The organism is Marinovum sp. 2_MG-2023, from assembly GCF_030548265.1.
GTDB lineage: Bacteria > Pseudomonadota > Alphaproteobacteria > Rhodobacterales > Rhodobacteraceae > Marinovum.
Genome location: NZ_JAUOSD010000001.1, coordinates 435,956 through 449,776, shown reverse-complemented (window position 1 = coordinate 449,776; position 13,821 = coordinate 435,956). Strand labels below are relative to the sequence as shown.

General features: G+C 58.9%; 12 protein-coding genes. 11 read left to right on the top strand and 1 reads right to left on the bottom strand.

Going from position 1 to position 13,821, the window contains the following annotated elements; genetic code table 11:
- Positions 1–386 precede the first annotated feature (386 nt).
- The 3 genes from ileS (at position 387) to Q4577_RS02245 (ending at position 5,066) form a co-directional block, all read left to right on the top strand.
- Entirely contained in the window at positions 387–3,401 is a 3,015-nt protein-coding gene (gene ileS / locus Q4577_RS02255) for an isoleucine--tRNA ligase (protein WP_303466734.1), read from the top strand.
- Positions 3,402–3,691: 290 nt separating this feature from the next.
- A complete protein-coding gene (gene yghU / locus Q4577_RS02250) occupies positions 3,692–4,558 on the top strand; it encodes a glutathione-dependent disulfide-bond oxidoreductase (RefSeq protein ID WP_303466735.1) in 867 nt (288 codons plus the stop codon).
- Between the two features lie 55 nt (positions 4,559–4,613).
- The gene (locus Q4577_RS02245) at positions 4,614–5,066 is read left to right on the top strand and encodes a methylated-DNA--[protein]-cysteine S-methyltransferase (RefSeq protein ID WP_303466736.1); all 453 of its coding nucleotides are present in this window, start codon (positions 4,614–4,616) and stop codon (positions 5,064–5,066) included.
- Positions 5,067–5,086: 20 nt separating this feature from the next.
- Here the strand turns inward: Q4577_RS02245 and Q4577_RS02240 are convergent, their stop codons facing one another.
- Positions 5,087–5,920, bottom strand: coding sequence for a prephenate dehydratase (locus Q4577_RS02240; protein ID WP_303466737.1), 834 nt, complete (start codon positions 5,918–5,920; stop codon positions 5,087–5,089).
- Between the two features lie 130 nt (positions 5,921–6,050).
- Here Q4577_RS02240 and Q4577_RS02235 point away from each other — a divergent pair, with 130 nt between their 5' ends.
- The 8 genes from Q4577_RS02235 to Q4577_RS02200 all read left to right on the top strand — a co-directional run bounded on the left by Q4577_RS02235 (position 6,051) and on the right by Q4577_RS02200 (position 13,719).
- Positions 6,051–6,566, top strand: coding sequence for a cytochrome c family protein (locus Q4577_RS02235; RefSeq protein WP_303466738.1), 516 nt, complete (start codon positions 6,051–6,053; stop codon positions 6,564–6,566).
- A 183-nt stretch (positions 6,567–6,749) separates the two neighbouring features.
- Entirely contained in the window at positions 6,750–8,717 is a 1,968-nt protein-coding gene (locus Q4577_RS02230; RefSeq protein ID WP_303466740.1) for an extracellular solute-binding protein, read from the top strand.
- Positions 8,718–9,866, top strand: a complete 1,149-nt coding sequence (locus Q4577_RS02225; protein WP_303466741.1) for a microcin C ABC transporter permease YejB — start codon at positions 8,718–8,720, stop codon at positions 9,864–9,866.
- Between the two features lie 3 nt (positions 9,867–9,869).
- Complete coding sequence (locus Q4577_RS02220) at positions 9,870–10,976, top strand: ABC transporter permease (RefSeq protein ID WP_244691712.1); 1,107 nt, start codon at positions 9,870–9,872, stop codon at positions 10,974–10,976.
- Positions 10,973–12,556, top strand: coding sequence for an ABC transporter ATP-binding protein (locus Q4577_RS02215; protein WP_303466743.1), 1,584 nt, complete (start codon positions 10,973–10,975; stop codon positions 12,554–12,556). The genes Q4577_RS02220 and Q4577_RS02215 overlap by 4 nt, the downstream gene beginning before the upstream one ends.
- A 276-nt stretch (positions 12,557–12,832) precedes the next feature.
- Entirely contained in the window at positions 12,833–12,976 is a 144-nt protein-coding gene (locus tag Q4577_RS02210; RefSeq protein WP_303466744.1) for a hypothetical protein, read from the top strand.
- On the top strand, positions 12,973–13,146 hold the full coding sequence (hemP, locus tag Q4577_RS02205; RefSeq protein ID WP_303466745.1) for a hemin uptake protein HemP: 174 nt from the start codon (positions 12,973–12,975) through the stop codon (positions 13,144–13,146). Before Q4577_RS02210 ends, hemP begins: the two co-directional genes overlap by 4 nt.
- 135 nt (positions 13,147–13,281) lie before the next feature.
- Complete coding sequence (locus Q4577_RS02200; protein WP_303466746.1) at positions 13,282–13,719, top strand: hypothetical protein; 438 nt, start codon at positions 13,282–13,284, stop codon at positions 13,717–13,719.
- The last annotated feature ends 102 nt before the right edge of the window (positions 13,720–13,821 follow it).

Genomic DNA, 13,821 nt, shown 5'->3' with positions numbered 1-13,821 from the left:
TGGCCGCTAACTTTCTTGCGTTTGACCTGCGACAAATGCGCATATCTTGCCACGGCGACACCATCGGCGGTGTCTTCATTGCCCGTCACCCCGGCCTGTTTCCCGCAACATGACCGGGGCCACGGCCCAGACCCCGGCCGGCAATCGCCACCTGGATCTCGCGGCTGCCGGGCATCGACGCCACCCGTCGAAATGCGCCACTGGACGCCCGATCTTGCCAGGCCTATAAGCGGGACAAGATGGCTTATTTCGCGATCATCATTCGAATTACATGCCCGGCGCTCTGATACATCGAGCCGCCGGGACAAGGCGTATGGGCAACCGCGCCGCCAGACCCCCACATAGTTGAAGACCCTGATAGAACAATCCGACGAAGGACGCCCAAAATGTGCGCCGATACGCCAGAAACACCCCAAGCCGACTATAAAGACACCCTGAACCTGCCGAAGACCGATTTCCCGATGCGCGCAGGCCTGCCCAAACGCGAGCCGACATGGCTCGACCGGTGGGAAAAGATCGGTGTCTATGACCGCCTGCGGGCCAAATCAGAGGGCCGCCAGCCCTTTACCCTGCATGACGGCCCGCCCTATGCCAACGGCCATCTGCACATCGGCCATGCGCTGAACAAGACGATCAAGGACATGATCGTTCGGTCGCATCAGATGATGGGATATGAGGCGCGTTATATCCCCGGCTGGGATTGCCACGGTCTGCCGATCGAATGGAAGATCGAAGAGCAATACCGCAAGAAGGGCAAGAACAAGGACGAAATCGACGTCATTGATTTCCGTCAGGAATGCCGGAAGTTTGCCGAAGGTTGGGTCGATGTACAGCGGGAAGAGTTCAAGCGCCTCGGCATCACCGGCAATTGGCCCAAGCCCTATCTGACAATGGATTTCCACGCCGAACGCGTGATCGCCGCCGAGTTCCAGAAATTCCTGATGAACGGCACGCTCTATCAGGGGTCCAAACCCGTGATGTGGTCGCCGGTCGAGAAAACCGCATTGGCCGAAGCCGAGGTGGAATATCACGACAAGGACAGCTTCACCATCTGGGTGAAATTCCGCGTCGCGACGACTAACGCTGAAGTCGCCGCCAACTACGGAAAGATTGCGCTTTCTCATCAACGCGAGGAAGCTAGGCAACACTACGACGAAACGATTAAAGATTGGAAAGAGATTGAAGGGGCTTATGTCGTGATTTGGACGACGACGCCTTGGACGATCCCCTCCAACAAAGCCGTTGTTTACGGAGAAGACATTTCTTACGGACTGTATGAAGTAACCGCAGCGCCTGACGAGTGCTGGGCCAAAGTTGGCGAGAAGTACATTCTTTCCGACAAACTAGCAGCTGCGACGTTCTCTAAAGCACGCCTTGGCGAGAACCAATATCGGCGCGTCAGAGATGTTGATCAAAGAATTCTCTTTAATTGCAAGCTGCAACACCCGCTGGCGGGTGCCGAAGGCAGCAATGGCGAATGGGATGCCCCCCGCGATTTCCGCGCCGCCGATTTCGTCACCGACGAAGAAGGCACCGGATTCGTGCATTGCGCGCCCAGCCATGGGATGGAGGAATATGAACTCTATCGCGATCTCGGCATGCTGGAACAGGTCATCACCTACAACGTGATGGATGACGGCGGTTTCCGCGCCGACCTTCCGTTCTTTGGTGGTAAATACATCCTGAACCGCAAAGGCGGCGAAGGCGATGCCAACAAGACCGTGATCGACAAACTGGTCGAGGTCGGCGGCCTGTTGGCGCGTGGCAAGATCAAACACTCCTACCCGCACAGCTGGCGCTCCAAGGCGCCGGTGATCTATCGCAACACGCCGCAATGGTTTGCTGCGGTCGACAAAGCGGTCGGCGATGGCCAGGACACCTATGGCACCACCATCCGTGAACGCGCCCTGACGTCCATCGACCAATTGGTGAACTGGACGCCTAAAACCGGGCGCAACCGGCTCTATTCGATGATCGAAACCCGCCCCGATTGGGTTCTGTCGCGCCAGCGCGCCTGGGGCGTGCCGCTGACCTGTTTCACCCGCAAGGGCGCGTTGCCGACCGACGATGATTACCTCTTGCGCGACGAAGCCGTGAATGCCCGCATCCTTGAGGCGTTCGAAGCCGAAGGCGCCGATGCCTGGTACAAGGATGGCGCCAAGGAACGTTTCCTCGGCGATGCCTACAACGCCGACGACTGGGATCAGGTGTTCGACATCCTCGATGTCTGGTTCGACAGCGGCTCGACCCATGCCTTTGTGCTGCGCGACCGCGAAGACGGCACCGAAGACGGTATCGCAGACGTCTATATGGAAGGCACCGACCAACACCGCGGCTGGTTCCATTCCTCGATGTTGCAGGCCTGCGGCACCAAGGGCCGCGCGCCCTATCGCAATGTGGTGACTCACGGCATGACCCTGGACGAAAAAGGGTTCAAGATGTCGAAGTCCATCGGCAACACCATCGCGCCCGATCAGGTCGTGAAACAATATGGCGCAGACATCCTGCGGCTTTGGGTGTCGCAGACCGACTATACTGCGGATCAACGGATCGGGCCGGAAATCCTCAAAGGTGTGGCCGACAGCTATCGCCGCCTGCGCAATACCATGCGGTTCATGTTGGGGGCGCTGGCGCATTTCGAGGAAAGCGACCGGATGGACCCGGCCGATATGCCAGAGCTTGAACGCTATGTGCTGCACCGGCTGGCCGAATTGGATCATGCCGTGCGCAAAGGCTATAGCGCCTTTGATTTCCAGGGCGTGTTCCAGCAATTGTTCAACTTCGCCACGCTTGAGCTCAGCGCCTTCTACTTCGACATCCGCAAGGATGCGCTGTACTGCGATGGCGACACCGCTCGTCGCCGCGCGGCGCGCACGGTGATGGACATCCTGTTCCAGCGGTTGACCACCTGGTTGGCCCCGGTGCTGGTCTTCACCATGGAAGAGGTCTGGCTGGAACGGTTCCCCGGCGAGGACAGCTCGGTCCACCTGGCCGATTTCCCCGATACCCCCGCAGATTGGCTGGACGAGCCGCTGGCGGCGAAATGGGCCCAGGTCCGTCGCGCTCGGCGCTCCGTCACCGCCGCGCTCGAGGTGCAGCGCACAAACAAGGTCATCGGTGCCTCGCTTGAGGCGGCACCGGTGGTGCATGTGCGTGCCCCGGACATGCTGGCGGCGTTGAAATCGGTCGACTTCGACGACATCTGCATCACCTCCGGCATGTCGTTGACCGGCGACCCGCAACCAAGCGAGGCCTTCCGCCTGCCGGAAATCGACGGTGTGGGCGTGGTGTTCGAAAGCGCCGAGGGCGACAAATGCCAACGCTGCTGGAAAATCCTGCCCGACGTTGGCAGCCACAGCCACCCCGCCACCTGCAAACGGTGCAACGACGCGCTGAGCTAAGACCGCCCAAAAATCTGGCCTTCCCCGGCTTCTTCTGTTCAAAAATATCCTGGGGGAGGCCAAAGGCCGGGGGCGAAGCCCCCTAACCTTTCAAAACTGAGGCGAAGCCCCCTATTTTTCTCTACTGGGGCCACATTCTTCAACTGGGGCCACGGCCTCGGCATTTTCAAACCAAAACAATGCCACCGCCCCCCAGCCCCACATTAATGCACACTCGATGTGCACCCCTTGGGATCGGTGGGCATGCGCCTTACGTCCCATCCCAACTGGATGCAGCCAAGGATAGATCAATGACCGATACCTACACCCCCCCCGAAGTCTGGACATGGGAAGCCCAAAACGGCGGTACTTTTGCCTCGACCAACCGGCCCATTGCCGGGGCAACCCATGACAAGGAGCTGCCGGTCGGCGAGCATCCGTTTCAGCTACACTCCCTGGCGACGCCCAATGGGGTAAAAGTGAACATCATGTTCGAAGAGTTGCTGGAGGCCGGATATGCCGCCGAATACGATGCCTGGCCAATCCGCATTGGCGACGGCGATCAATTCGGGTCCGGCTTTGTCGAAATCAACCCGAACTCCAAAATCCCGGCCCTGATCGACCGCTCGGGCGACAAACCGGTGCGCGTGTTCGAAAGCGCCGCAATCCTGATGCATCTGTCGGAAAAATTCGACAACGCGTTTCAGGTCAAGGATCCCGGCGATCGCGCCGAAATGCTGTCCTGGCTGTTCTGGCAGATGGGCAGCGCGCCATATCTGGGCGGCGGGTTCGGCCATTTCTACGCCTATGCGCCGGAAAAATGGCAATATCCGATTGATCGCTTCGCAATGGAGGTCAAGCGCCAGCTGGACGTATTGGACCGGCACCTCGCGGACAAGGATTGGATGGCGGGCGGCACCTATACCATCGCCGATATCGCGATCTGGCCCTGGTACGGCAATCTAGTGCTGGGGCGCCAGTACAATGCCGGCAAATTCCTGGACGTCGACAGCTACACCAATGTTGTGGACTGGGCCAAACGGATCGACGCACGCCCCGCGGTTCAGCGCGGACGCAAGGTGAACCGCCTGTTTGGCGAGCCTGAGACGCAGCTGCACGAACGTCACGCGGCATCGGATTTCGACACCAAGACGCAGGACAAGCTCGAAAGCGCCTAAGTGAAACAGCAGGAATCGGATTGTGCCTTGCCCCGGCAAAGGCCAATCTGATCCCATGCCAGAACGCGCGATAAAAACACCGGTCGGATATCTGACCTTGACCGAGACCGATGGCGCGATTTCGTCGGTCTCGTGGCGCGGCGGTGACAGGAATGCGTCGGATCTGTTGGACCGGGCCGAAATACAGGTGAACGCCTACTTCTCAAACGAAATCACGGAATTCGACCTGCCGTTTGCGCCCCAAGGTTCGGATCTTGTCAAACGCACCTGCGCTGCGATGACGCGCATTCCCTTTGGCGAAACCCGCACCTATGGCGATTTGGCCCGCGAGCTTGGCGCGCCCGCCCAGGCAATTGGTCAGGCCTGCGGCGCCAACCCCATTCCGGTGCTGATCCCCTGCCACCGCATACTTGCGGCAAACGGGCTTGGCGGTTTTTCCGGCGCGGGTGGCGTGGAAACCAAGGTCTGGTTACTTCGCCACGAAGGCGCGGCCGGATTGCTGATCTGAACCGCGCCGCACGCCGCGTTTCAATCCCGGCGCGGGTCGCGCGGATAGGTGCCGAGGATTTCCAGCATATCGGTGAAATAATCCAATTCTTCCAACGCCCGTGCCACGGCCGGATCTTCGGGATGCCCCTCGATGTCGGCATAAAACTGCGTCGCGGTGAACGATCCGCCCACCATATAGCTTTCCAATTTGGTCATATTGACGCCATTGGTGGCAAAACCGCCCATCGCTTTGTACAGCGCCGCCGGGATGTTGCGCACCTGAAACACAAATGTCGTCAGCATGCCGTGATCGCCGCGCCGCGCCATATTGGCCTCGCGTCCCATCAACAGAAACCGGGTGGTGTTATGGGCGTGATCTTCGATATGACGGGCCAGAATCTCCAGCCCGTGAATTTCCGCCGCCATGTCCGAGGCCAGCACGCCCGATGTGCGGTCCCCGCTGACCGCCAATTCCGCCGCGGCGCCGGCGCTGTCGGCGGCTGATTCCCCGTGAATGCCGTGCTGTTTCAAAAACGATGCACATTGCGGCAACAACACCAGATGGGCGCGCACTTTTTGAATGTCTTCGATTGTCACACCGGGATGCGCCATCAGGCTGACATGCACCCGCACAAAAGCCTCATCAACGATATGCAGACCGCTTTCCGGCAACAGGCGGTGAATGTCGGCCACCCGGCCATACGTGGTGTTTTCCACCGGCAACATCGCCAGATCCGCCGCCCCCGATGTCACCGCCGCAATCACATCGTCAAAACTGGCACAGGGCAGCGCCTCCATGTCGGGACGTGCATCACGACAGGCCTCATGACTGTAGGCCCCCGGTTCGCCCTGAAAGGCAATACGTCCGTTCATGGTATTTTTCCGTCTTTTTGGCCCGGTTTCAGCATGAGATGGGCGTTTCGTCGCGGCTTCTATACCTTGCCACCGGCAAGGGGAAGACGTAAGACCCGAAGCAAGGATCGGACGTAAGGACGCGCGTGTTATGGATACAATGACCTCGACCAAGATTCTGGGTGGCTTCTGCGGAGCATTCCTGATCTTCCTCTTGGGCAAATGGGCCGCTGAAGAGCTTTATCATACCGGTGGTGGCCATGGCGACCACGCTGAACAGGCATATGTGATCGACACCGGCGAAGAGTCCGGCGGTGGCGATGTGGCCGAAGGCCCGACATTCGCCGAATTGCTGGCCAGCGCCGACATCGCCAAGGGCGAAAAAGTGTACGGCAAATGCCGGGCTTGTCACAAAATCGAAGACGGTGTGAACAGCACCGGACCGTCGCTTTATGACGTTGTTGGCCGCACGGTCGGCAGCGAAGAAGGTTTCGGCTATTCCGGCTCGCTTGTTGCGGTGGCCGATGTCTGGACCCCCGAGGCGCTTGACGGTTTCCTGGCCAATCCCAAGGGATTTGCACCGGGCACCAAAATGTCCTTTGCCGGTTTGAAAAAGCCTGAGGACCGCGCCAATATCGTGGCTTGGCTGGACAGTCTCGACAACTGATCACTGCCAAAAACACAAGCTATTCGGCCGCTGCACCCCGGTGCAGCGGCTTTTTCTTTGCCAATTGGCCGTGATCACCGTCGATCACGGAATATCAACTTGAATAAGGACTCTCTGGCCATCTACCGTAATAACAACAGAGTATTGGCCACATCTTTGGCATGTCCAGTTTCGGAGGATTCCATGATCAAGCCCCGCCAGCCCCTTCAAACCCCAAAGGCACAGGCCGCAGCCCGCCCCCGGCCCGTGGCCCTGCCAAGAGCGGTGACTGCGCTGAGCGGATTGATACTTGTGGCGGGTCTGGCCGCCAGTCTTGCCACCTCTGCCTTTGGTCAGGATGCGGCATCCGACGACACCACAGTCATCAAAAGCCACGGCTATTCCTATTTTGGCAATCTCGACTATCCGCCAGACTATGCGCATTTCGACTTTGTGAACCCGGATGCGCCCAAGGGCGGGGAAATCACCCTGGCCGCGACCGGCACATTCGACAGCCTCAATCCCTATTCCCGCAAAGGGCGGTCGGGGGCTCTGACCTCGATCCAATATGATCAGCTGATTGAATCGGTCGAAGATTCGGTGGGGCAATACTATGGGATTCTCGCCCACAGCCTTGAATACCCCGAAAGCAAGGATTGGGTGATCTTCCACCTGCGCCCCGAAGCGACGTTTTGGGATGGCACGCCCGTGACCGCAGAGGATGTGGTCTATTCCCACAAATTATTCATCACCCAGGGCTTGCCGTCGTATGCGCAGGCCGTCAGCCGCATGGTGACAAGCGCCGAGGCGCTGGATGATCACACGGTGAAATTCACCTTCAACCCGGAAACATCCAAACGGTCGCGGATTGAAACTGTGGGCTCGACACCTGCGTTTTCCAAAGCCTGGTTCGAGGCGGACGAAACCCGCCGTCTGGATGAACCCCGGCTGGAGGTGGCAATTGGATCAGGGCCTTACAAGCTCGACAATTACGACATCAACCGCCGAATCGTCTACAAACGCCGCGACGATTACTGGGGCAAGGATCTGCCGTTCAACAAGGGTCGCTACAATTACGATTCGATCCGGCTGGAATATTTCTCTGATCAAACCGCCAGCTTCGAGGCCTTCAAGGCCGGCGAATATACCATCCGCGTCGAAAGCGACCCCAAGGTCTGGGCCTCGGGCTATGACTTTCCCAAGGTGGATGAAGGTTCGGTCGTGAAAATGGAACTGCCGGACGGCAATCCGCCCAATCCGACGGGATTCGTTTTCAACCTGGGCAAGCCCAACCTGCAGGACAAAACCGTGCGCGAGGCAATTGCCCTGGCGTTCAACTTTGAATGGACCAATGAATCGCTGCTTTACGGCCTGTATTCGCAGCGCTCCTCCTTTATCGAGGGCACCCCGCTGGAGGCCAAGGATATTCCCGAAGGCGAAGAACTGGCCTTCTTGCAGGGGTTGGGCGATGTGGTGCCGCCGGAATTGCTGAGCGAGCCTGTGCGCGTGTCGCATTCCTCGGGTGCTTCGCGGCTGAACGATCGCGGCAATCTGCGTCAGGCCTCCAAACTTCTGGAAGAGGCCGGTTGGGTTGTCGGTGATGATGGCGTGCGCCGCAATGCACAGGGTCAGACCCTGAAATTGACCATGCTCTATCCGTCCAACATCCAGGATTCGGTGGATGCGATGCATGACACCTATGCCCAGAACCTGACGCAGATCGGTGTTGATGTGAAATTGGACAAGGTCGATCCGGCGCAATACACCGACCGCCGCCGCGAACGTGACTTCGACATGCTCTATTCCACGACCTACGATCCTTTCCTGTCCACCGGGGGCGGGCTCAGCCAGATGTATGGCTCTCAGGAGGCTGAATTCAGCCTGTTCAACCCCGCCGGACTGGCCAGCCCACTGGTCGATGCGATCATCGAAGCCTCCTTTGTCACTGACAATCAGGCTGATCAGGATGTTGCGTTGCGCGCGTTAGATCGGGCATTGCGCTATGAATTCTTTGTCGTGCCCACCGGCTATATCGCCGATTACTGGGTGGCGGCCTATGACATGTACCGCCATCCCGAAACGCTGCCGCCTTATGCGCTGGGTTATCTTGATTTCTGGTGGATCGACCCCGACCGCGAAGCGGATCTGAAATCGAAAGGCATCCTGAAGTAAATGGGCGCCTATATCCTACGACGGCTGTTGCTGATCATTCCGACCCTTCTGGGCATCATGATCATCAATTTCGCTCTGATTCAGTTTGTGCCCGGTGGCCCGATTGAACAATATATCGCCCAGTTCGAAGGCGAAGGTGACGTGTTTGGCGGGTTTGCCGGTGGCGAATCCGGTGCCGGGCCGGAAACGGAAGACAACGATTATGTGGGCGGTCGTGGGCTGCCCAAGGAGTTCCTGGAAAAGCTGGAAATCGAATTCGGCTTTGCCCGTATCGTCTGTGAAGAAGGGTTCACCGGCACGCCTTCGCTGACCGATCCCGCCTGCGTCAAAGAAGCGATCGGCATGGGCGAACGGTTCCTGATCATGATGGGCAATTACATGCGGCTCGACTTCGGCGAGAGTTATTTCCGCTCGATCGGCGTGCTGGAGCTGGTGGTGGAAAAACTGCCGGTGTCGATCACGCTGGGCCTTTGGTCGACGTTAATCGCCTATCTGGTGTCGATCCCGCTGGGCATTCGCAAGGCGGTACATGACGGATCGGCCTTTGACACCTGGACATCGGGCGTGATCATCGTGGCCTATGCCATTCCCGGCTTCTTGTTTGCCATTCTGTTGCTGGTGCTGTTCGCCGGCGGGTCGTATTGGCAGATCTTTCCCTTGCGCGGGCTGACATCGGAAAATTTTGACAGCCTCAGCTTGTTTGGCAAGATCGGCGATTACATCTGGCATATCGCGCTGCCGGTGATTGCCTCGACAATCTCGGCCTTTGCCACATTGACGCTTTTGACCAAGAACAGCTTCATGGACGAGATCAAGAAACAATATGTCATCACCGCCCGCGCCAAGGGGCTGAGCGAGAGCCGGGTGCTTTACGGTCATATCTTCCGCAATGCCATGCTGATCGTGATTGCCGGTTTTCCGGCGGTGTTCATCGGTGTGTTCTTTGGCGGTTCGATCATCATCGAAACCATCTTTTCGCTCGACGGTTTGGGCCGGTTGGGGTTTGAGGCCACGGTTGCCCGTGACTATCCGGTGATCTTTGGCACGCTGTTTGTCTTTGGCCTGCTTGGGCTTGTGGTCGGCATTCTGTCCGACCTGATGTATGTCTTTGTCGATCCGCGCATCGACTTTGAAAAGCGTGAGGGCTAGACCATGGCGCTTTCCCCGATCAACCAGCGCCGCTGGCGCAATTTCAAGAAAAACCGCCGCGCGTTGTGGTCGTTGATCATCTTTCTGTTTGTCTTTGGTCTGACGCTCTTTGCCGAGTTTCTGGCAAACGACAAACCGATCATGGTCAAATATCGCGGCGAGATCTTCACGCCGGTGTTCAATTTCTATCCCGAAACCGCCTTTGGTGGTGATTTCAAGACCGAAGCGATCTATCGCGATATCGAGGTCAAATGCCTGATCCGCACCGGCGGGCTTGAGGCCTGCTGGGACGACCCCGAAGGCATGATCGAAACCGTCGATGCCGGTGGCACGCCAGAGGGCGATTTCGTCAAGGGCTGGGCGCTTTGGCCGCCCATCCCGTACAGCTTTGACACGCCCGTGGATCGCCCCGGCGCGGCCCCCCTGCCCCCGAACGGGCAGAACTGGCTGGGCACCGATGACACCAAACGCGACGTGCTGGCCCGGATCATCTATGGTTTCCGGCTGTCGATCCTGTTCACGCTGATTGTCACGACGCTGGCCTCGGTCATCGGTATCATTGCCGGTGCCTTGCAGGGTTATTTCGGTGGCTGGCTTGACCTTATCTTCCAGCGGGTGATCGAAATCTGGGGCGCGACCCCCAGTCTTTATATCATCATCATCCTGTTCGCGATTCTGGGACGTGGATTCTGGCTTCTGGTGTTCCTGATGGTGCTCTTTGGCTGGACCTCGCTGGTTGGTGTGGTGCGGGCCGAATTCCTGCGCGCCCGCAATCTGGAATATGTTCGCGCGGCCAAGGCATTGGGCGTGTCCAACATCACCATCATGTTCCGCCACATGCTGCCCAATGCGATGGTGGCCACCGTCACCTTCCTGCCGTTCATCGTGACCGGCACCATTGGTGCGCTGGCCTCTCTCGACTTCCTCGGCTTTGGATTGCCATCGTCGTCGCCCTCGCTGGGCGAGCTGACATTGCAGGCGAAACAGAACCTTCAGGCCCCCTGGCTGGCCTTCACCTCTTTCTTTGTCTTTGCCTTCATGTTGTCGCTTCTGGTCTTCATCTTCGAAGGTGTACGCGATGCATTCGACCCAAGGAAAACATTCGCATGACGGCGCTGCTTACGGTCAAAAATCTTGAGGTCGGCTTTCGTCAGGACGGCAAGCGCACAGCCGCCGTCAAAGGCGTATCGTTCGAGGTCGCGCGCGGCGAAACCGTGGCGCTGGTTGGGGAATCCGGCTCTGGCAAATCGGTGACGGCGCTGTCGACCGTGTCGCTTTTGGGTGGGTCATCGGATGTTTCGGGGTCTGTGACCTATGATGGTCGCGAAATGGTCGGCGCGGATGAACGCACCCTGCGCCAGATCCGTGGCAACGACATTTCGTTCATCTTTCAGGAACCGATGACATCGCTCAATCCGCTGCACACGCTGGAAAAACAGCTGCGTGAAAGCATGGAGTTGCACCAGAATGTCACCGGGGCGGAGGCGCGTTCGCGCATCATCGACCTGCTGCACAAGGTTGGCATTCGCAATCCAGAGGACCGGTTGGGCGCTTATCCCCATCAGCTGTCTGGCGGGCAACGCCAGCGGGTGATGATCGCCATGGCGCTGGCAAACGGCCCGCATCTCTTGATCGCGGATGAACCGACCACCGCGCTGGATGTGACCATTCAGGCGCAGATCCTCGACCTGCTGGCGGACCTCAAGACCAAAGAAAACCTCAGCATGTTGTTCATCACCCATGATCTTGGCATCGTGCGCCGCATCGCTGATCGGGTCTGTGTGATGAAGGATGGCGAAATCGTCGAAACCGGGCCGACGGATGAAATTTTCACCAATCCCAATCATCCCTACACCCAGAAATTGCTGGCCGCCGAAAGCACGGGCCACCCCGATCCGGTTGCCCCGGATGCGCCTGTGGTGGCCGAAGCCCGGAACCTGAAGATCTGGTTCCCGATCCAGCAGGGGCTGCTGAAACGCACGGTCGGCCATGTGAAGGCGGTGAACGACGCCACCTTTTCGGTACGTGCCGGGGAAACCATCGGCATCGTTGGCGAAAGCGGCTCTGGCAAGACAACGCTGGCGCTTGCGATGATGCGATTGATTGCCTCCGAAGGTGGGATGACCTTTGACGGTCAGGATCTGCGGCAATTCTCGACCCGCAATCTGCGCCGATTACGGTCTGAAATGCAGATCGTGTTTCAGGATCCCTTTGGCTCGCTCTCGCCGCGCATGTCCGCCGGTCAGATCATCGCCGAAGGGCTGGGCGTGCATGGCACCGACGGCGACACCCGCCCAGAGCGGGACATCGTGGCAGAGGTGATGGCAGAGGTCGGGCTGGACCCCGCAATGATGGATCGCTACCCGCATGAGTTTTCCGGCGGTCAGCGTCAGCGGATCGCAATTGCCCGCGCCATGATCCTGCGCCCGAAACTGGTGGTTCTGGACGAACCGACCTCGGCGTTGGATATGACTGTACAGGTGCAGATCGTCGAACTGCTGCGCGACCTGCAACGCAAATACGGGCTGGCCTATCTGTTCATCAGTCACGACCTCAAGGTCGTGCGCGCCATGTCACATTACGTCATGGTGATGAAACAGGGCGACGTGGTCGAGGCCGGTCCGGCGGATCAGGTGTTTTCCAACCCCCAAACCGATTACGCGCGCATTTTGCTGGAGGCGGTAGCCTAGCCAGGGGCTTTCCATCGAAGACTGCCGCAGGCTTCTGGCGCTGAGGGCGGACAAGGTCCGGACCTCTGGCGATATGCCCCGTATCGCCAGCGTTACCCAATAGCTGACCACGCGTTTGACCGGGGCACCGCACAGGGGCCCGGGGTCCCGATTGTATGCGCCCAAAGTCGCAAAACGGCTCGACTTGACAATCCTTATCTTTTCAGTCAACTTTATACGCAAGACCCAGCCATCCTGCACGGACAGCCCGGTTCCCTTTGTAACTGGAGACTGAACATGGCCCAACCGCGCCCGAAAACCCGTGGCATCACCTTGCCCACCCCACCCTGGCACGACCTTTTGCAAAACGCGCTCAGCGGATCTTTCCCGACGGAATTGCGGCTGGAAGACATGCTTGACCGGTTGGAGGCAGACCGATGAACGCGATTGCCCGTCCCATGGACCTGCTTCAAAACACCACGGACGACGCCGGCCCGGCCTATGACGCTCGGATGCTTGTGGGGCACAATGCCACCGCGCGTATCGTGCTGGACGGCAAGGTTTATACCCTGCGCATCACCAAAGCCGGGAAATTGATCCTGACCAAGTAAATGATCCGCGTTCCGGTGCCGATTCGGGCCTGTCCGATCAAAGCGGCGACTGAATTCGGAATCGAAATTGCCGCCTATTCCGGGTAAGAGATCCAGCAAAAGCCCGTTCCGGGCCTTGCTGACAGGATCTTTGCCATGCGTGTTGCCGATGTTATCCGTTGTGCCATCTGTGCCGGTCTGTCTTTTGCCGCGCCGGTGGCGCAGGCGCAGGATGCTATCGGCCCGCGCGTTCAGGTCGAGCTGAACACCGCCCAAAGCCAGACGGACAATTGCACGCTGACCTTTCTGATCCAGAATGGCCATGCGGCGGATATTGACCGCGCGGTATATGAGGCGGTGGTGTTTGACACCTCGGGTCAGGTCGAGCGATTGACGCTGTTTGATTTCGGCCCCCTGCCCGCCGCACGCCCCCGCGTCCGCCAATTCGTGATTTCCGGGCTGTCCTGTGACGGCATCAGCCAGATCCTGATCAACGGCGCACAGACCTGCGATGCGCCGGATCTGGACGCCACCGCCTGCGAAGACGGCTTGGCCGTCAGCAGCCGCAGCGCCACGCTCGGCCTGATCGGATGAGCGCCCCTTCGATCCTCTTGCCCCCGATCCCCGGATTGCACAGCGGTAGTGCATCCCCGTTTGCGCGGCAAAGGCGTGTCGGTTCATCCACCGGTCAACACA